This window comes from Streptomyces arenae (assembly GCF_022343545.1).
Classification (GTDB): domain Bacteria; phylum Actinomycetota; class Actinomycetes; order Streptomycetales; family Streptomycetaceae; genus Streptomyces; species Streptomyces humi.
Map to the genome: position 1 here is coordinate 1 of NZ_JAKQYH010000064.1, position 18,265 is coordinate 18,265.

The following is an 18,265-nucleotide window of genomic DNA, read 5'->3' on the forward strand; positions in this document are numbered from 1 at the left end:
CGCGAGCTGGGTTTAGAACGTCGTGAGACAGTTCGGTCCCTATCCGCTGTGCGCGTAGGAGTCTTGAGAAGGGCTGTCCCTAGTACGAGAGGACCGGGACGGACGAACCTCTGGTGTGCCAGTTGTTCTGCCAAGGGCATGGCTGGTTGGCTACGTTCGGGAGGGATAACCGCTGAAAGCATCTAAGCGGGAAGCCTGCTTCGAGATGAGGACTCCCACCTCTATAAGAGGGTAAGGCTCCCAGTAGACGACTGGGTTGATAGGCCGGATCTGGAAGCCAGGTAACTGGTGGAGGTGACCGGTACTAATAGGCCGAGGGCTTGTCCTCAGTTGCTCGCGTCCACTGTGTTAGTTCTGAGGCAACGACTGTTGCCGGCTAGAGCTGAACACACAATTGAAGAGTGTGCTTGTTCGCTCGAAACCATCAGGGTTTCGGTGGTCATAGCGTGAGGGAAACGCCCGGTTACATTTCGAACCCGGAAGCTAAGCCTCACAGCGCCGATGGTACTGCAGGGGGGACCCTGTGGGAGAGTAGGACGCCGCCGAACAATCTTTGGAAGGACCCCTGGTCCCAGCGTTCAGCTGGGACCAGGGGTCCTTTTGTTTTTACAATGCTTGCGGTACCTAAGACAGGAGTCACCATGTCCACCAACTCTCCCGACGACCGACCGGAGCGCGACCAGCGCCGACGGGACAGTGGTGACCGCAACGACCGCAACGACCGTGGCGGCTACCGCGGAGGCGACCGCAACGACCGTGGGGATCGCGGTGGTTACGGTCGGCGCGACGACAACCGCGGTGGTGGGTACGGCCGCCGTGACGACAACCGAGGCAACGGCGGTTCCGGTCGCCGTGACGACCGCCGTGACGACCGTCGCGACGACCGTCGCGATGACAGGGGTGACCGTCCGGCGTTCCGCCGCGACGACAACCGTGGTGGCGGTGGCGGTGGTTACGGCCGTCGTGATGACAACCGTGGCTCGCGTCCGGGGTTCCAGCGTGATGACAGCCGCGGGGACCGGCGTGATGACCGGGGCGGTTACGGCCGGCGCGACGATCGTGACCGTGGCCCGCGCCGTGACGACCGCGGTGACCGCCCCACGTTCCGCCGCGACGACCGGCGCGATGACCGCCGTGACGACCGTCGCGATGACAGGGGTGACCGTCCGGCGTTCCGCCGTGACGACAACCGTGGTGGCGGTGGCGGTGGTTATGGCCGTCGTGATGACAACCGTGGCTCGCGTCCGGGGTTCCAGCGTGATGACAGCCGCGGGGACCGGCGTGATGACCGGGGCGGTTACGGCCGGCGGGACGACCGTGACCGTGGCCCGCGCCGTGACGACCGCGGTGACCGCCCCACGTTCCGCCGCGACGACCGCCGCGATGACCGTCGCGATGACCGCCGTGACGACCGTCGCGATGACAGGGGTGACCGTCCGGCGTTCCGCCGCGATGACCGGGGTGACCGTCCGGCCTACCGCCGCGACGACCGGGACGACCGCGGCGGTTACGGCCGTCGCGACGAGCGCCGTGACGACAACCGTGGTGGCGGTGGCTACGCGCGCCGTGACGACAACCGCGGTGGCGGCTTCCGCAGGGACGACCGCCGCGACGACCGCCGCGACGACCGCCGCGACGACCGTGGGCGTGACGACCGGAGCCGTGGCCCGCGTCGGGACGACAGCCGTGGTGGCGGTGGCTACGCGCGCCGTGACGACAACCGCGGCGGCGGCTTCCGTAGGGACGACCGCCGTGACGACCACCGTGGAGGCGGCGGCTACGGCCGGCGCGACGACAACCGTGGCGGCTTCCGCGGCCGCGACGACCGGGACCGTGACAGGGACCGCGACCGCGAGCCGATCAAGCGGCTGCCGATCCCGGAGGACGTCACCGGCGACGAGATCGACAAGGACGTACGGCAGGAACTGCTGAGCCTGCCCAAGACGCTCGCGGACGACGTCGCCAGGAACCTGGTGATGGTCGCGCGGCTCATCGACGAGGACCCCGAGGGCGCCTACGGCTACTCCAGGGTGGCTCTGCGGCTGGCGTCCCGTGTCGCCGCCGTACGCGAGGCCGCCGGTTTCGCCGCGTACGCGAACCAGAAGTACTCCGAAGCCCTCGCCGAGTTCCGGGCGGCGCGCCGCATGACGGGCAACGTGGACCTGTGGCCGGTCATGGCCGACTGCGAGCGTGGGCTCGGCCGGCCGGAGAAGGCGCTGGACATGGCCGGCGCCCCCGAGGTGCACAAGCTCGACAAGGCCGGCCAGGTCGAGATGCGGCTCGTCGCCGCCGGCGCACGGCGTGACATGGGCCAGCTGGACGCGGCGATCGTGACGCTGCAGAGCCCCGAGCTGGCGTCCAGTTCGGTCCAGCCGTGGACCGCCCGGCTGCGGTACGCCTACGCCGACGCCCTGCTGGCCGCCGGCCGGGTCGACGAGGCACGGGAGTGGTTCGCCAAGGCCGTCGAGTCCGACCGGGACGGCAGCACGGACGCCTCCGACCGGCTGGCCGAGCTGGACGGGGTCGAGTTCCTCGACGCCCTGGACGCGGACGAAGAGATCGAGACCGACGACGAGACCGACGAAGCCGAAGCCGACGAAGCCGAGGCCGACGTGGTCGACGACGTGGCCGAGGCCAAGGCTGAAGCCACGGATGTCTCCAAGGAGACGGCCGCCGACGCGTCCGACGAGGACGGTGCGGGCACCGAGCGCGACTAATCCCGGCGCCCGGCACGGCGGCGGGAGACGACAACAGGGGCAGGCTCCGATCCGGAGCCTGCCCCTTCCGCATGCCCCGCCGGGGTTTTCAGACGTCGAGCGCCCGCAGCACCAGTCCCGATGCCGGCTTCGGGCCGAAGGACGTCGACTTGCGGGGCATCGTCACGCCCTGGAGGGCCAGGTCGCGGACGACGTCCTCGCGGACCGGGTGCATGAGGACGGCCGTGCCGCCGTCCTGTTCGGCCTTGGCGACCGTCGCCGCCGTGTCGTGGATGTAGGCGATGTGCGCGGGCGAGTCCTCGGGGATGTGCCAGACGTGTTCGAGGAGCGTGGTGTGCAGGACGGTGGCGTCCAGGGTGCGCCAGGCGGTCGGCCGGTCGGCCGGGATCGTGCGGGCCAGCAGGTCCGGGTCGGGACGGTCGAGCAGGTCAAACGTGCCGTCACCGGCCAGCAGGAACGCGTTGCCGGCGCAGGCCGCGTCCGCGAGGGCCTCCAGGGCCTTCGGCAGGGGGACGTCGAGCCGTCGTACCCGGAAGTGGCCCTCGACGGCCGTGAGGGCGTCCGCGACCGGCAGGCCGTGCAGCAGACGGTGGATGGCACGGACGCGCAGCGGGTAGCGGGCGGTGTCCACGAGGAGGACCAGGCCGTAGTCCCAGGGGCTGGGCGAGGCGTGCTCCGCGCGTAGACGCAGATAGGTGGCCCAGCGGTGGTGACCGTCGGCGATCAGCGCCCGGTGGTGGGCCAGGTCCGACTGGACGCGGGCCACCTCGGCGGGGTCGGTGATCGACCACAGGCGGTGGTGGAAGCCGTCCTCCGTGGTGGTGGCGAGCAGCGGGGGGCGGTCGGCGACCGCCTCGACGACCTCGGCGGTCGTGCCGTTGCCCCGGTAGGTCAGCAGGAGGGGCTCGAGGTTCGCGGAGGTGGCGCGCATCAGGGCCGCACGGTCCGCGACGACCGGGGGCATGACCTCCTCGTGCGGCAGCACCACGCCCTCCGAGGGCTCCGAGACCCGCAGGGCGCCGATGACCCCGCGCTGGAGCATGCCGTCGTCGTCGCGCTGCTCGTAGACGTAGAGGCCGGGTTCGGGGTCCGTGGCGAGGATGCCCTCGGCCTGCCAGCGGGTCAGGGTGTCCGCCGCCTGTTCGGTACGGGCGCTCGGGGTACCGGCCTGGGGGAGGATGAGGCGGACGATGTTGTGCGGGTCCGCGGACTGGAGATGGTGCACTCCGTCGGGGCGTACGACGACGTCGTAGGGCGGGGAGGTGACGGCCGCCAGGCTGCCGACCCGGTCGGGGTCGTAGCGGAGGCCTCGGAACGGGGTGAGTTCCAGGCCTCGGCGCTCCGTTGCTTCCGAGTGACCTGCAGTGTTCATCCCGGCATCGTACGTGTGTCAGTGGCGTGCGGGATGATCGACGGTGAAAGGCGGGTCGACCAAGAGTGACAAGGAGCGATGGGGCATGAGCCAGGGCGTCAGGACTGGTCCCGAGGGCAGCGGACAGGCTCTGAGCACGGCGTACGACACGGCGTTGCTCGATCTTGACGGAGTGGTGTACGCGGGCGGCAGCGCCATCGCGCACGCCGTCGAGTCGCTGGAGGTGGCCCGGTCGGGCGGCATGCATCTGGCGTACGTGACCAACAACGCGCTGCGCACGCCGGACGCGGTGGCCGGGCATCTCACGGAGCTGGGGATCCCCACGGGGGCCGAAGACGTCATCACTTCGGCGCAGGCGGTCGCGCGGCTGATCAGTGAGCAGGTGCCGGCGGGCGCGCGGGTGCTGGTGATCGGCGGCGAGGGGCTGCGGGTCGCGCTGCGGGAGCGCGGGCTCGAGCCGGTGGAGTCCGCCGACGACGATCCGGCGGCGGTCGTGCAGGGCTTCGGCGGTCCGGATCTCCCCTGGGGGCGGTTCGCGGAGGCGTCGTACGCGGTGGCGCGCGGGGTGCCGTGGTTCGCGTCCAACACCGATCTGACGATCCCCAGCGGGCGGGGCATCGCGCCGGGCAACGGCGCGGCGGTGGAGGTCGTCCGGATCGCGACGGGCGCCGAACCGCAGGTGGCGGGCAAGCCGCTGCCGCCGATGCACCGGGAGACCATCCTGCGGACGGGCGCGAAGCGGCCGTTGGTGGTCGGGGACCGGCTGGACACGGACATCGAGGGCGCGTTCAACGGCGAGGTCGACTCGCTGCTCGTGCTGACCGGTGTCACCGACGGGCCGCAGCTGCTCGCCGCGCCGCCGCAGCACCGGCCGACGTACGTGGACGCCGATCTGCGGGGGTTGCTCACCGGGCAGCCGGAGGTGAGCGCGGCGCGCGACGGGTTCCGGTGCGGGGGATGGACCGCCACGGCCGGAGCGGAGGAACTGGAGCTGACGGGCGACGGCGATGCGCTGGACGGGCTGCGGGCATTGTGCGCGGCGGCCTGGACGGCGGCCGGGGACGGTTCGTGCGGGCTGGACGGAGGCAAGGCGCTGGCACGGCTCGGACTCTGAACGGCGGGTTGTACCCCGGACCGTGAACGGCGGGGTACGCCTCGGACGATGAACGGTGGCGTACGGCTCGGAGTCTCAACGGCCGGGTGTGGGACCGGTGCTGGATGCGGGGCCGGTCTCGAAGTCGAATGCGAGGGTAGGCTAACCTAACCTCGTGTTGGTCGACAGTCCCCCCGAACAGCGCGCGGAGACCGCCCCCGCGCCCCCGACCCGCCGGGCGATACGGGCCCTCGGCCTCCTCGGCTCCGTCGTGATCCTGGTGCTCGTCGCCCTGGCGAGCATCGCGATCGGGGCGAAACAGCTGCCGTTGGACCAGGTCTGGCACGGCCTGTTCCACGGCACGGGGACGTACGGGGACGTGGTCGTCGACGAGCGGCTGTCGCGGACCGTCCTCGGTCTGCTGGCCGGTGCCGCCCTGGGCCTGTCCGGCGCGGTGCTCCAGGCGCTCACCCGCAACCCGCTCGCCGACCCGGGGCTGCTCGGCATCAACGCGGGCGCGTCGGCGGCCGTGGTCACCGCCATCACCTTCTTCGGCGTCACCTCGCTGAACGGCTATGTGTGGTTCGCGTTCGCGGGCGCGGCCCTGGTGGGTGCCCTCGTGTGGTTCCTGGGCGGCAGCCGGGGCGCCACCCCGGTACGGCTCGCGCTCGCCGGTACGGCGATCAGCGCGGCCCTCTACGGCTATCTCCAGGCCGTGATGATCACGGACGGCGCGGCGCTCAACAAACTGCGTTTCTGGACGGTGGGTTCACTGGCCTCGGCGAGCGACGCGACGATCGCGCAGGTGCTGCCGTTCCTGGCGGCCGGCGCTCTGCTCGCCCTCGGTCTGGCCCGGCCGCTGAACGCGGTGGCGATGGGCGACGACACCGCCCGCGCCCTCGGCGCGCACCTGGGCCGGACCCGGGCCCTCGCCATGCTCGCCGCCACCGTGCTGTCCGGCGCGGCCACCGCGGCCTGCGGTCCGATCGTCTTCGTCGGCCTGATGGTGCCGCACGTGGTGCGTTCCTTCACCGGCCCCGACCTGCGCTGGATCCTGCCGTACGCGACGGTCCTGTCGCCCGTGCTGCTGCTCGGCGCCGACGTCGTCGGCAGGATCGTCGCCCGTCCCTCGGAGCTCCAGGTCGGCATCGTCACCGCGATCATCGGCGGGCCGGTCTTCATTCTTCTCGTACGACGGCGGAGGACGGCCCAGCTGTGAGGAACACGCGTACCCTGCGCACCCCCGGCGGGCTCTCCCTGCGGGCGGACGTCCGCTCGCTGGTCGTCGTGGTGGCGCTGCTGCTGGCCGCGGCCGCCGCGAGTGTCGTGCTGATCGGCACCGGCGACTTCCCGATCTCCTTCGGTGACGTGCTGAGGACGCTGGCCGGCAACGGCACCGCGGGACAGGACTTCATCGTCAACGAACTGCGGCTGCCCCGGGTCCTGGTGGGCCTGCTGGTCGGCGCCTCGCTGGGTCTCGGCGGCGCGCTGTTCCAGTCGGTCTCCCGCAACCCGCTGGGCAGCCCGGACGTCCTGGGCCTCTCCCAGGGCGCCACGTCCGGCGCGCTCGTCGTGATCGTGCTGATGTCCGGCAGCGCCGCCCAGGTCACCGTCGGCGCGCTGATCGGCGGACTGCTGACCGGGGCCGGCCTCTATCTGCTGGCCTGGAAGCAGGGCGTGCACGGCTACCGTCTGGTCCTGGTCGGCATCGGGGTCTCCGCGATCGTCACGGCGGTCAACGGCTACCTGCTCACCAAGGCCGACCTGGTCGACGCCACGCGCGCGGTCGTCTGGATGACCGGTTCCCTCGACGGCCGGGACTGGAGCCAGGTCTGGCCGCTGCTCGCGCTGTGCGCCGTCCTCGTCCCACTGGTCCTGGCCAACGCCCGGGCCCTGCGCATGACGGAGATGGGCGACGACGTGTCGTACGCCCTCGGGGTGCGGGTGGAGCGGGTGCGGCTGCTGCTGATGGTGTCGGCCGTGCTGCTGACCGCGGCCGCCACCGCCGCCGCCGGTCCCGTCAGTTTCGTGGCGCTGACCGCGCCGCAGCTCGCCCGCCGCCTGACCCGCTCGCCGGGCCCCAATCTGGTGGCTTCCCTCTGCATGGGCGCCACCCTTCTCGTGACCGCCGACTGGGCCTCCCAGCGCGCGTTCGGCGCCGACCAGTTGCCCGTGGGCGTGGTCACCGGCGTCCTCGGCGGGGTCTACCTGCTGTGGCTGCTGGTCACCGAGCGGAAGGCGGGCCGGATATGAGCACGATCCCCACCGGCGAGACGAACGACCCGAGGAGCCCGAGGAGCACTGTGAACCGCCTGTCCGCCGAGAACGTCACGCTCGCCTACGACCAGCGTGTCATCGCCGAGGAGTTGTCGGTGGAGATCCCCGACAACTCCTTCACGGTGATCGTCGGCCCCAACGCCTGCGGCAAGTCGACGCTGCTGCGTGCCCTGTCCCGGATGCTCAGGCCCAGCCAGGGCCGGGTGCTGCTCGACGGGCAGGTCATCCAGTCGATGCCGGCGAAGAAGGTCGCCCGCACCCTCGGCCTGCTCCCGCAGTCGTCCATCGCGCCCGACGGCATCACCGTCGGCGACCTGGTCGGCCGCGGCCGCTATCCGCACCAGGGGCTGCTGCGCCAGTGGTCCGCCGAGGACGAACGGGTCGTCCAGGAGTCGATGGAGCGGACCGGGGTCGCCGAACTCGCCGACCGGTACGTCGACGAGCTGTCCGGGGGGCAGCGCCAGCGCGTCTGGATCGCCATGGCGCTGGCCCAGCAGACCCCGCTGCTGCTCCTCGACGAGCCGACCACCTATCTGGACATCCAGCACCAGATCGACGTCCTCGACCTGTGCGCGGAACTCCACGAGGAGCAGGGGCGGACGCTGGTCGCCGTGCTGCACGACCTCAACCACGCGGCCCGGTACGCCACCCACCTGATCGCGCTGCGCGGCGGCCGGGTGATCGCCGAGGGCGCGCCGAACGACATCGTCACCGCCGAGCTGGTGGAGGAGGTGTTCGGGCTGCGCTGTCAGGTCATCGACGACCCGGAGACGGGCACCCCGCTGGTGGTGCCCGCCGCCCGGAGGACGAGGGTCACAGCAGCTTCCTGAGCCGGAACAGGTCCAGCAGGTTGGCCTCCAGCTTCACCCGGCCCGACCCCCAGGCCCCGGCGAAGTTCAGCTCGCCGTCGACCAGGGCGACCAGGTCGTCACCGGCCATGGCGAGTCTGATCTGCGCCTTCTCCCGCGGTGGTCCGGGGAACGTGTCCTCGACGTCGATCCGGCCGCCGGTGAGCCGGCCCGCGAAGGTGACGTCCAGGTCGGTGACATGGCAGCTGACCGTGCGGTCCATGGCGGCGGCCGCCCGGACGTCGCCCTCGGCGCCACCCATGTTGTGCGAGAGCTTGTCGAGTGCGGCGCGGCACTCCTCGATCGTGGCCATCGCGATCGACGGTACCCCAGCGGTTCGAGGTAGCGTCGGGGCATGACCGACTCTGTGCCCGAGGGCCAGGCGGCGGAGGCGGCGGAACCGGAACCGGTCGCGGTACCGGTCGAACCCGAGTACGACCCCGCCGCCCCCGCCCCGATCGACGTGCCCCGCACCCCCACCGGCGACGCCGAGGTCGACGCCCGGCTCGACCGGCTGGCCGACGCCGACCACCTCGCCACGGACGGGCATCTGGAGGTGTACGAGGATGTACACCGGGGCCTGCGCGACGCGCTCACCGCGCTCGACACCCGTCCGGGACCTCCGGGGCCCCCGGTGCCCGCACCGTCGTACCACCAGAGCAGGAGCTGAACCCACCGTGGCAGGAGTCGCACGTCGCCGTCTGGACGCGGAGCTGGTCCGCCGGAAGCTGGCGCGCTCGCGCGAGCACGCCAGCCAGCTGATCGCCGCCGGGCGGGTCTCCGTCGGCAAGACCGTCGCGACCAAGCCGGCCACGCAGGTGGAGACCGCCGCGGCGATCGTCGTGCAGAGCGACGACAGCGATCCCGAGTACGTGTCCAGGGGCGGGCACAAGCTCGCCGGCGCGCTGGCGGCGTTCGTGCCGCGGGGGCTCGTGGTGGCCGGGCGGCGGGCGCTGGACGCCGGCGCGTCGACCGGCGGGTTCACCGACGTGCTGCTGCGGGCGGGGGCCGCGCACGTCGTCGCCGTCGACGTCGGGTACGGCCAACTCGCGTGGTCTCTGCAGAGCGATGAACGCGTCACCGTCAAGGACCGTACGAACGTACGCGAGTTGACGCTTGAAGCGATCGATGGGGAGCCTGTGGATCTTGTCGTGGGTGATCTGTCCTTCATCACGCTCGGGCTGGTGCTGCCGGCCCTGGCGCGGTGTGTGAAGCCGGACGCCGACCTGGTGATGATGGTCAAGCCGCAGTTCGAGGTGGGCAAGGAGAGGCTGGGCAGCGGGGGAGTCGTACGGAGTCCGCAGCTGCGGGCGGAGGCCGTGCGGGGGGTTGCCGAGAAGGCGTGGGAGCTGGGGCTCGGGGTGAACGGTGTCACCGCCAGTCCGCTGCCCGGGCCGTCCGGCAACGTCGAGTACTTTCTGTGGCTGCGGGCCGGCGCACCCCAGTTGGATCCGGCCGATGTTGACCGTGCAGTGGCGGAGGGGCCGCGTTGACACAGAACCGAGCTCGTACTGTTTTCCTCCTCGCCCACACCGGGCGGCCCGCTGCGATCCGCAGCGCCGAACTCGTGGTCAAGGGGCTGCTGGCGGCCGGGGTCGGCGTACGGGTCCTGGACTTCGAGGCCGCGGATCTGCCACTGCCCGACGAGGTCGAACTCGTCGCGGAGGCCTCCCCGCACAGCCTCGACGGCTGTGAGCTGCTGATCGTGCTCGGCGGTGACGGGACGCTGCTGCGCGGTGCCGAGTTCGCGCGCGCCTCCGGGGTGCCGATGCTCGGCGTCAACCTCGGCAGCGTCGGGTTCCTCGCGGAGGCCGAGCGGGACGACCTGGACAAGGTCGTCGACCGGGTGGTGAGCCGGGCGTACGAGGTCGAGGAGCGGATGACCGTCGACGTCGTCGTGCACCGCAACGGGGACATCGTGCACACGGACTGGGCGCTGAACGAGGCGGCCGTGCAGAAGGCGGGCGCCGAGAAGCTCCTCGAAGTGGTGCTGGAGATCGACGGGCGGCCGGTGACGGGGTTCGGCTGCGACGGGATCGTGCTGTCGACGCCGACCGGGTCCACGGCGTACGCGTTCTCCGCGGGCGGGCCGGTGGTGTGGCCGGAGGTGGAGGCGCTGCTGATGGTGCCGATCTCCGCGCACGCGCTGTTCGCGAAGCCGCTGGTGACGTCGCCGGACTCGGTGCTGGCGGTGGAGGTGCTGCCGCACATCCAGCCGGGGGTGCTGTGGTGCGACGGGCGGCGGACCGTCGAGCTGCCGCCGGGGGCGCGGGTCGAGGTGCGGCGGGGCGCCGTGCCGGTGCGGCTCGCCCGGCTGCATCATGCGTCGTTCACGGACCGGTTGGTCGCGAAGTTCGCGTTGCCGGTCTCCGGATGGCGGGGGGCGCCGCAGTAGCGCGTGGGTGGGGGCTGGTTCCGGTGCGTCGGCGGGTGCGGGCGCGTGGGGGCTGGTCGCGCAGTTCCCCGCGCCCCTTCAGGCCGGGACAGTGACCGGCGTGCCGGTGCGGCCCCGCGCTCCTTTGGGGCGCACCTCCACTCGCCCGGGTGACAGGGTGCCTCGCGCTTCTCGTGTCGTACCTCGTAAGGTCTTCTCCGTGCTGGAAGAGATGCGGATACGGTCCCTCGGAGTCATCGACGACGCCGTCGTCGAGCTGTCGCCCGGGTTCACCGCCGTCACCGGTGAGACCGGTGCGGGCAAGACCATGGTGGTCACCAGCCTCGGGCTGCTCCTGGGCGGGCGGGCGGATCCCGCGCTCGTGCGGATCGGGTCCGAGAAGGCGGTCGTCGAGGGGCGGGTCACCGTGCCTCCGGGCGCCTCCGCGGGCGTGCGGGCCGAGGAGGCCGGTGCCGAGCTGGACGACGGGGCGCTGCTGATCAGCCGTACCGTTTCCGCGGAGGGGCGCTCCCGGGCGCACCTGGGCGGGCGGAGCGTACCGGTGGGGCTGCTCGCGGAGCTCGCCGACGACCTGGTGGCCGTGCACGGGCAGACCGACCAGCAGGGCCTGCTGAAGCTGTCCCGGCAGCGCCAGGCCCTCGACCGGTACGCGGGCGACGGCGTCGCCGTACCGCTCGCCAAGTACGCCGAGGCCTACCGGCGGCTGCGGGCCGTGACGGTGGAGCTGGAGGAGATCGTCACCCGCGCGCGCGAGCGGGCCCAGGAAGCCGACATGCTGCGCTTCGGGCTCGACGAGATCGCGGGCGTCGAACCGCGGGCCGGAGAGGACGTCGAGCTCGCCGAGGAGGCCGAACGCCTCGGCCACGCCGAGGCGCTGTCGTCGGCCGCGACCGCCGCGCACTCCGCGCTCGCGGGCAACCCCGAGGACCCCGAGGGCATCGACGCGGCCACCCTCGTCGCGGGCGCCCACCGGGCCCTGGAGGCCGTCCGGTCGCACGACCCGGCGCTGGCCGCGCTCGCCGACCGGATCGGCGAGATCGGGATCCTGCTGGGTGACGTGGCCGGGGAGCTGGCCGGCTACGCCGACGACCTGGACGCCGATCCGCTGCGGCTCGCGGCCGTGGAGGAGCGGCGGGCCGCGCTCACCGCGCTGACCCGGAAGTACGGGGAGGACGTCAGCGCGGTGCTGGCCTGGGCCGAGCAGGGCGCCGCACGGCTCACCGAACTCGACGGCGACGACGAGCGGATCGACGAGCTCACCGCCGAGCGGGACGCACTCCGCGTCGAACTGGGCGGGCTCGCCCAGGCGTTGACCGACGCGCGGACGGAGGCCGCCGAGCGGTTCGCCGCCGCCGTCACCGCCGAGCTGGGCTCGCTCGCGATGCCGCACGCGCGGGTGTCCTTCGCGATCCGGCAGACCGAGGACCCGGAGGGCGTCGAGGTCGGCGGCCGGGCGGTGGCCTACGGCCCGGCGGGCGCCGACGAGGTCGAACTGCTCCTCGCCCCGCACCCCGGCGCCCCGCCCCGCCCGATCGCCAAGGGCGCCTCCGGCGGTGAGCTGTCCCGCGTGATGCTCGCGGTGGAGGTGGTCTTCGCCGGCACCGACCCGGTCCCGACGTACCTCTTCGACGAGGTCGACGCGGGTGTGGGCGGCAAGGCGGCGGTCGAGATCGGGCGACGGCTCGCGAAGCTCGCGAAGTCCGCGCAGGTGGTCGTGGTCACCCACCTTCCTCAGGTGGCCGCCTTCGCCGACCGGCAGTTGCTGGTCGAGAAGACCAACGACGGCACGGTCACCCGGTCCGGCGTGAAGGTCCTGGAGGGCGAGGAGCGGGTCCGGGAGCTGTCCCGGATGCTGGCCGGCCAGGAGGACTCGGAGACGGCCCGGGCCCACGCTGAGGAGCTGCTGGCGACGGCCCGCGCGGACCGCTGACGGAGTGCGGGACGGCCGGCGGGACATCACCCGCCGCCCGATCCCGCACCCCGGCCCGCGGGGCCTTCCCGTCCCCTCGGCCCACCCTCGGCCGCGGCTCCTCCGCCGCGGCCTTTTCGTCACTCTCCCGGGTGACACGCTCCGGCGCATTGCCCCGGCCCGCCTCGGTATGTGCCGTCCCGGAGTACGCGGAACACCCTTGTGTGCTGGCATCCTTGACGGGGACGCGGTGTCCGGGGGAGGCGCGCGCGGCGATGTCCTCGGCCCGATACCTTCTGTACGTTCCCTCGTGACCGCCCCACGCCGAACCAGGAGCCCGGCCGCGTGAGCCCCCTGAGCAGCAACGCACCGCACGGCCTGTCGCCCCTGCGCACCGTGCAGGTGCTGGGCGGCGGCAACGCCGGCAGCAGCGCACATGTGCGTTCGCTGGCCGCCGGCCTCGTCGCGCGGGGCGTGCGGGTCACGGTGTGCGCCCCCGCCGAGGCCGATCGCGCCTACGACTTCTCGGGCGTCGGCGCCGACCACGTGCACGTGCCCCGCAGCAGCGACCCCGGGTCGGTCGCCGCGCTCCGTGCCGCCTGCGCGGACGCCGACCTGGTGCACGCCCACGGCCTGCACGCCTCCTTCCGCGCGGTGCTGGCGCTGAGCGGCCGTACCACTCCGCTCGTCGTCACCTGGCACAACCGGGCGCACGCCGAGGGCGCCCGCGCGCATCTGCTGCGGATGCTGGAGCGGCGGGTGGTGCGGACCGCCGCGGTGGTCCTCGGGACCACGTCCGACCTGGTGGACCGCGCGCGCCGGACCGGTGCCCGGGACGCCCGGCTCGCCGCCGTGGCGCTGCCCGGCCCGCGGCCGCCCGTGGACCAGGACGACGGGGAGGGGCCCCGGTCCAAGGTGCGCGCCGAACTCGGTGCCATGGGGCGGCCGTTGCTCATGGCCGTCGGCTCCCTCGACCGGCACCGCGGATACGACGTGCTGCTGGACGCGGCCCACGCCTGGCGCCGGCTCGATCCGGTACCGCTGCTCGTCATCGCGGGGGAGGGGCCGCTGCGCACCGAGTTGCAGCGGCGGATCGAGGGCGAGGAGCTGCCCGTCCGGCTCATCGGCCGCCGCGACGACGTCACCGAACTGCTCGCCGCCGCCGATCTCGCGCTGCTGCCCAGCCGTTGGGAGTCCCGCTCGGTCCTCGCCCAGGAGGCCCTGCACGCGCGCGTACCCCTGGTCGCGACGGCCGTCGGAGGCGTCCCCGACCTGGTCGGCGACGCGGCCGAACTCGTCCCCTACGGCAACGCGCCGGCCCTGGCCGCCGCCGTCGTACGGCTGCTCGGCGACCCCGGCCGCTGCGCGGAACTGCGTGAGAAGGGCGCCCGGCAGGCGGCCGGCTGGCCGACGGAGGACGAGACAGTAGCCCAAGTCCTCAGCGTGTACGACGAGTTGACCCAGCCCCGGCCGCTGCCCTGAGAGACCCGCGGTCTAGGGGACGTGCCGGCGGGCTCGCAAGGCCAGGCTCAACGCCAGGACCGCCTGCGGGTCGTCGAGGTCCGTGCCCAGCAACTCCCCGATCCGGGCGAGGCGGTTGTAGAGGGTCTGCCGGTTGAGATGGAGTTCGCGGGCCGTCTCCGCCTTGCGGCCGGCATGCGCGAGATAGGTCTCCAGGGTGGGCAGCAGCGGCGGCCTGGAGCGGTGGTCGTGGTCGCGGAGCGGGCCGATCGCCCGGTCCACGAAGGCCGCGAGGTCGGGATGGTCGCGCAGCCGCCACAGCAGCAGGTCGATGTCGAGGCGGCGGGCGTCGTACCAGGGGCGGTCGGAGAGCCCCTGGGCGGCCGTCGCCGTCTCCGCCGCGTGCCGCAGCCCCACCGAGGCCGCCGCCCAGCCGCCGGCCACGCCGACCACCACGACCGGCGGAGCGGCCCCGGGGCGCTGCATCCCGGCGCGCTCCACGCCCGCCCGCAGCGCCGCCGCGACCCGGTCCGCGACCGTCGTCCGCTCCGCCTCCGAGCGCAGGCCCAGCAGCAGCGGCACCCGGCCCTCTACCGGCCGCACGCCCAGCAGGACCGGGACACCCACGGCCGCCAGCTCCTCGCCGACCGCGCGGGCCAGCACGGCCCAGCCGCCGCCCGGGGAGCCCGGGGAGAGCGAGTCGCCGACCCGCATGACCACCGGCAGCAGCGGACTGCTGCCGGGCTTGAAGCCGAGCACCCGGGCCTGCGCCGGGGCGTCCTCCGCGGTGATACGGCCCTCGGCGAGGTCGGTCAGGAAGTCGCCGCGCCCGCGGGCCGCCAGCTCCTCCTCCTGGCGGGCCTGCATCAGCACGACGGCCAGGATGCCCGCGGCGCGTTCGGCGGCGATGCGGTGGACGGGAGCGAGCGGACCGCGCACGGGGAGCAGGGCCAGCCGGGCGCGCACCGAGCCGTTGCCCGGCCCGCCGCCGGGCACGTCCACCAGGACCGCCCCGGCCGGCGGCGGCACGTCCCCCCGCTGGCCGCGCAGCCCCTCCCACACCTGGAGCGGGTCCGCGCCCTGGGGCCCCGCCCCGGCGGCGTACAGCAGCTGGCCGTCGGGGGTCTCCAGGAAGACCGGGTTGCCGCAGAAGTCGGCCAGGATGACGAGCACCTGCGGCACCCCGCCGCCGCTCAGCAGGGCCTCGGTGCAGCGGCGGTGCACCTCCTCGGCGCGCTGGAGGAGCGTGTAGTGATGGTTGACGATCTCGGTGTGGATCTCCTCCGTGACCGTCACGAAGGGCACCTCGCGGTGCAGCACCACGAGTGGCAGCCCGGTCGACCGCGCGGTGTCGACCAGGGTGGCGGGCAGCCGGGAGAAGCGCGGGCCCAGCTCCACCACCAGGGCGGCGATGCCCCGCTCGGCGAGGGTGCGCACGAACGCCCGCTGGTCGGTGGGCCGGGTGCCCAGCCCGTAGCCGGTGGTGAGCAGCAGCTCGCCGCCCTTCAGCAGCGAGGCGATGTTCGGCACCTCGCCGGCGTGCACCCAGCGCACGGTCCGCCCCAGCCGGTCGGCACCGGCCAGGATCTCCGGGAGCCCGCTGCGCAGCCCGGGCAGCTCCAGCGCCCGCTGCACGGTGATCCCGGCGCCCTGGGTGTCGAATCCGCTCCCCGTTCCGCTGTCCATGGAGCGGACGCTACCTGGGCGAACGCCCCCACGGCACTTTCCGCCGAGCGCTGAGCCGGAAATGCGGCTGTGCGACCGCCGCGCTGCGCAGTCCGTCGGCCGCGGCGCCGTCGTGGCCGGTCGCGCAGTTCCTCCCCCAGCCTTCGGCCGGGGGGACCCCCAGCGCCCCTTCGGGGCGCCGAAGAGCCCGGTCGCGCAGTTCCCCGCGTCCCTTCGGGGTGCCGGAGAGCCCGGTCGCCCCCGCCCACCCGCACACGACCGACGGCCTTCACCCTCCGTACGCCCCGGAGGCCGTCAGCCGCAGCGCGGTGTCGATCAGCGGCACGTGGCTGAACGCCTGCGGGAAGTTGCCCACCTGCCGCTTCAGCCGGGGATCCCACTCCTCCGCGAGCAGCCCGAGGTCGTTGCGCAGGGCGAGGAGCTTCTCGAAGAGCTTGCGGGCCTCGTCGACGCGGCCGATCATCGCGAGGTCGTCGGCCATCCAGAACGAGCAGGCCAGGAAGGCGCCCTCGTCGCCGGGCAGGCCGTCCACGCCCTCCTCGCCGCCCGAGGTCGGGTAGCGCAGGATGAAGCCGTCGGAGGTGGACAGCTCGCGCTGGATCGCCTCGATGGTGCCGATGACCCGCTTGTCGTCCGGCGGCAGGAAGCCCATCTGGGGGATGAGCAGCAGCGACGCGTCCAGCTCCTGCGAGCCGTAGGACTGCGTGAAGGTGTTGCGTTCCTTGTCGTAGCCCTTCTCGCAGACGTCCCGGTGGATGTCGTCGCGCAGTTCCTTCCAGCGCTCCAGCGGGCCGTCCGCGTCCCCGGACTCGATCAGCTTGATGGTGCGGTCCACCGCGACCCAGGCCATCACCTTGGAGTGCACGAAGTGCCGGCGCGGCCCGCGGACCTCCCAGATGCCCTCGTCGGGCTCGTCCCAGTGGTCCTCCAGGTAGCGGATGAGCTTCAGCTGGAGCAGGGAGGCGTAGTCGTTGCGGGCGAGGCCGGTCATGTGGGCCAGGTGCAGGGCCTCGGTGACCTCGCCGTAGACGTCCAGCTGGAGCTGGTGCGCCGCGCCGTTGCCGACCCGGACCGGCGCCGAGCCCTCGTAGCCGGGCAGCCAGTCCAGCTCGGCCTCGCCCAGCTCGCGCTCGCCCGCGATGCCGTACATGATCTGCAGGTTCTCGGGGTCGCCCGCGACCGCGCGCAGCAGCCACTCGCGCCAGGCGCGGGCCTCCTCGCGGTAGCCGGTGCGCAGCAGCGAGGACAGCGTGATCGCCGCGTCGCGCAGCCAGGTGTAGCGGTAGTCCCAGTTGCGGACGCCGCCGATGTCCTCGGGGAGCGAGGTGGTGGGCGCGGCGACGATGCCGCCCGTGGGCGCGTACGTCAGGGCCTTCAGCGTGATCAGCGAGCGGACCACGGCCTCGCGGTAGGGGCCGTGGTACGTACAGTGCTCGACCCAGTCCCGCCAGAAGTTCTCCGTCGCCTCCAGCGACTGCTCCGGCTCCGGCAGCGCCGGGGGCTCCTTGTGCGAGGGCTCCCACGAGATGGTGAACGCGATCCGGTCGCCGGGGGCCACCGTGAAGTCCGCGTAGGTGGTCAGCGACTTCCCGTAGGTCTCCGCGGAGGTGTCGAACCACACCGAGTCGGGGCCCGCGACGGCGACCGTACGGCCGTCGTGCTTGTGCACCCAGGGGACCACCCGGCCGTACGAGAACCGCATCCGCAGGACGGAGCGCATCGGGACCCGGCCGGTGACGCCCTCGACGATCCGGATCAGCTGGGGCGCGCCGTCACGGGGCGGCATGAAGTCGGTCACCCGGACGGTGCCGCGCGGGGTGTCCCACTCGGACTCCAGGATCAGCGAGTCGCCGCGGTAGGTGCGGCGGGCCGCGGTCGGCGGCTCGGAGTCCGCCGCGTGCGCCGGGCCGAGCCGCCAGAAACCGTGTTCCTCGGTGCCGAGCAGACCGGCGAAGATGGCATGCGAGTCGAAGCGGGGCAGGCACAGCCAGTCGACTGTGCCGTCCCGGCAGACCAGGGCAGCGGTCTGCATGTCTCCGATGAGTGCGTAGTCTTCGATGCGCCCGGCCACGTGCAACTCCAGTCGAACGGCCACGTCACCCCCCACGCATACGGGGGGCTGTCGCTAGTGCGGTCAAGGGGGGTTGTTGTTGTGCGTCGTTGAGCGGTGAAGCAAAGCAGCCCGCCATGCCCTGAGGCAAAACGACAGTCATAGCTCAACGAACTGCCAAGCTCTCGTTGTTCCGGGAGATACGGGCGGGGGTGTGCCGTGTTTTCCGGCCGGACTCGGCAGCGAGTGTCCGAGCAGGATACGACGCACGTAGATGATCTGCGCGCCGCTCCGGGCAACCCGTGTGGGCCGAACGGGTGAGCGCCGGGTGAAAACCCGGTGACCAGGACCCCATATCCGTGCCGGCCTGTGTACGGAACGTGGTCGGAAGCCATCTCTCCGCGGCGCTGATACCCTGGTAGCCCGTGGACCGGTGGGCACGAAACCCCCGAACCGC

The 18,265-nt window shown here is 72.8% G+C and carries 15 protein-coding genes and 2 rRNA genes; 12 read left to right on the forward strand and 5 right to left on the reverse strand.

The features are described 5' to 3' along the window. Both MB828_RS27890 and rrf read left to right on the forward strand, forming a co-directional pair. Positions 1 to 328 (forward strand): 23S ribosomal RNA (locus tag MB828_RS27890); the annotation flags it as partial. Positions 329 to 431: 103 nt separating this feature from the next. Continuing rightward, positions 432 to 548: ribosomal RNA gene (rrf, locus tag MB828_RS27895) — 5S ribosomal RNA — on the forward strand. 30 nt (positions 549 to 578) lie between these two features. On the opposite strand, the gene MB828_RS27900 is transcribed toward rrf, so the two are convergent. After that, positions 579 to 1,763: a hypothetical protein gene (locus MB828_RS27900; protein WP_301650945.1), complete on the reverse strand. Its 1,185-nt coding sequence runs from the start codon at positions 1,761 to 1,763 to the stop codon at positions 579 to 581. A 105-nt stretch (positions 1,764 to 1,868) separates the two neighbouring features. Between MB828_RS27900 and MB828_RS27905 the strand changes: the two genes are divergently transcribed. Next, entirely contained in the window at positions 1,869 to 2,717 is an 849-nt protein-coding gene (locus MB828_RS27905; protein WP_301650934.1) for a tetratricopeptide repeat protein, read from the forward strand. Positions 2,718 to 2,805: 88 nt separating this feature from the next. On the opposite strand, the gene MB828_RS27910 is transcribed toward MB828_RS27905, so the two are convergent. Next, positions 2,806 to 4,089: a DUF1015 domain-containing protein gene (locus MB828_RS27910; RefSeq protein ID WP_301650638.1), complete on the reverse strand. Its 1,284-nt coding sequence runs from the start codon at positions 4,087 to 4,089 to the stop codon at positions 2,806 to 2,808. A gap of 85 nt (positions 4,090 to 4,174) precedes the next feature. On the opposite strand from MB828_RS27910, the gene MB828_RS27915 reads away from it, so the two are divergent. The 4 genes from MB828_RS27915 to MB828_RS27930 all read left to right on the forward strand — a co-directional run bounded on the left by MB828_RS27915 (position 4,175) and on the right by MB828_RS27930 (position 8,289). Then, the gene (locus tag MB828_RS27915; protein ID WP_301650639.1) at positions 4,175 to 5,203 is read left to right on the forward strand and encodes an HAD hydrolase-like protein; all 1,029 of its coding nucleotides are present in this window, start codon (positions 4,175 to 4,177) and stop codon (positions 5,201 to 5,203) included. 154 nt (positions 5,204 to 5,357) lie between these two features. Next, positions 5,358 to 6,401 (forward strand): FecCD family ABC transporter permease, encoded by a 1,044-nt coding sequence (locus MB828_RS27920; protein ID WP_301650640.1) that lies wholly within the window; start codon positions 5,358 to 5,360, stop codon positions 6,399 to 6,401. Beyond that, positions 6,398 to 7,435 (forward strand): FecCD family ABC transporter permease, encoded by a 1,038-nt coding sequence (locus MB828_RS27925; RefSeq protein ID WP_301650641.1) that lies wholly within the window; start codon positions 6,398 to 6,400, stop codon positions 7,433 to 7,435. Before MB828_RS27920 ends, MB828_RS27925 begins: the two co-directional genes overlap by 4 nt. Next, the gene (locus tag MB828_RS27930; protein ID WP_301650642.1) at positions 7,432 to 8,289 is read left to right on the forward strand and encodes an ABC transporter ATP-binding protein; all 858 of its coding nucleotides are present in this window, start codon (positions 7,432 to 7,434) and stop codon (positions 8,287 to 8,289) included. Before MB828_RS27925 ends, MB828_RS27930 begins: the two co-directional genes overlap by 4 nt. On the opposite strand, the gene MB828_RS27935 is transcribed toward MB828_RS27930, so the two are convergent. After that, positions 8,273 to 8,620, reverse strand: a complete 348-nt coding sequence (locus MB828_RS27935; RefSeq protein WP_133025742.1) for an SCP2 sterol-binding domain-containing protein — start codon at positions 8,618 to 8,620, stop codon at positions 8,273 to 8,275. The two genes, MB828_RS27930 and MB828_RS27935, sit on opposite strands and share 17 nt — an antisense overlap. 42 nt (positions 8,621 to 8,662) lie before the next feature. On the opposite strand from MB828_RS27935, the gene MB828_RS27940 reads away from it, so the two are divergent. From MB828_RS27940 to MB828_RS27960, 5 genes are all read left to right on the forward strand, one after another. Then, positions 8,663 to 8,977, forward strand: coding sequence for a hypothetical protein (locus MB828_RS27940; RefSeq protein WP_133025743.1), 315 nt, complete (start codon positions 8,663 to 8,665; stop codon positions 8,975 to 8,977). Between the two features lie 7 nt (positions 8,978 to 8,984). Then, positions 8,985 to 9,800 (forward strand): TlyA family RNA methyltransferase, encoded by an 816-nt coding sequence (locus MB828_RS27945; protein WP_301650643.1) that lies wholly within the window; start codon positions 8,985 to 8,987, stop codon positions 9,798 to 9,800. Continuing rightward, positions 9,797 to 10,702 carry an NAD kinase gene (locus MB828_RS27950; protein WP_133025745.1) on the forward strand — a complete coding sequence of 302 codons (906 nt, stop codon included), beginning with the start codon at positions 9,797 to 9,799 and terminating at the stop codon, positions 10,700 to 10,702. The genes MB828_RS27945 and MB828_RS27950 overlap by 4 nt, the downstream gene beginning before the upstream one ends. Positions 10,703 to 10,913: 211 nt before the next feature. Beyond that, positions 10,914 to 12,632, forward strand: coding sequence for a DNA repair protein RecN (recN, locus tag MB828_RS27955; protein WP_301650935.1), 1,719 nt, complete (start codon positions 10,914 to 10,916; stop codon positions 12,630 to 12,632). A gap of 324 nt (positions 12,633 to 12,956) precedes the next feature. Further along, a complete protein-coding gene (locus MB828_RS27960; protein WP_133025746.1) occupies positions 12,957 to 14,093 on the forward strand; it encodes a glycosyltransferase family 4 protein in 1,137 nt (378 codons plus the stop codon). Positions 14,094 to 14,105: 12 nt separating this feature from the next. On the opposite strand, the gene MB828_RS27965 is transcribed toward MB828_RS27960, so the two are convergent. Both MB828_RS27965 and MB828_RS27970 read right to left on the reverse strand, forming a co-directional pair. After that, the gene (locus tag MB828_RS27965; RefSeq protein ID WP_133025747.1) at positions 14,106 to 15,758 is read right to left on the reverse strand and encodes a PucR family transcriptional regulator; all 1,653 of its coding nucleotides are present in this window, start codon (positions 15,756 to 15,758) and stop codon (positions 14,106 to 14,108) included. A 268-nt stretch (positions 15,759 to 16,026) separates the two neighbouring features. Then, on the reverse strand, positions 16,027 to 17,829 hold the full coding sequence (locus MB828_RS27970) for a glycoside hydrolase family 15 protein (protein WP_133026112.1): 1,803 nt from the start codon (positions 17,827 to 17,829) through the stop codon (positions 16,027 to 16,029). Between the last annotated feature and the right edge of the window lie 436 nt (positions 17,830 to 18,265).

Coding starts and splice junctions, on each gene's coding strand:
- MB828_RS27910 (WP_301650638.1), bottom strand. CDS start 4,089: ATGAACACTGCAGGTCACTCGGAAGCAACGGAGCGCCGAGGCCTGGAA.
- MB828_RS27915 (WP_301650639.1), top strand. CDS start 4,175: ATGAGCCAGGGCGTCAGGACTGGTCCCGAGGGCAGCGGACAGGCTCTG.
- MB828_RS27930 (WP_301650642.1), top strand. CDS start 7,432: ATGAGCACGATCCCCACCGGCGAGACGAACGACCCGAGGAGCCCGAGG.
- MB828_RS27935 (WP_133025742.1), bottom strand. CDS start 8,620: ATGGCCACGATCGAGGAGTGCCGCGCCGCACTCGACAAGCTCTCGCAC.
- MB828_RS27940 (WP_133025743.1), top strand. CDS start 8,663: ATGACCGACTCTGTGCCCGAGGGCCAGGCGGCGGAGGCGGCGGAACCG.
- recN (WP_301650935.1), top strand. CDS start 10,914: ATGCGGATACGGTCCCTCGGAGTCATCGACGACGCCGTCGTCGAGCTG.
- MB828_RS27965 (WP_133025747.1), bottom strand. CDS start 15,758: ATGGACAGCGGAACGGGGAGCGGATTCGACACCCAGGGCGCCGGGATC.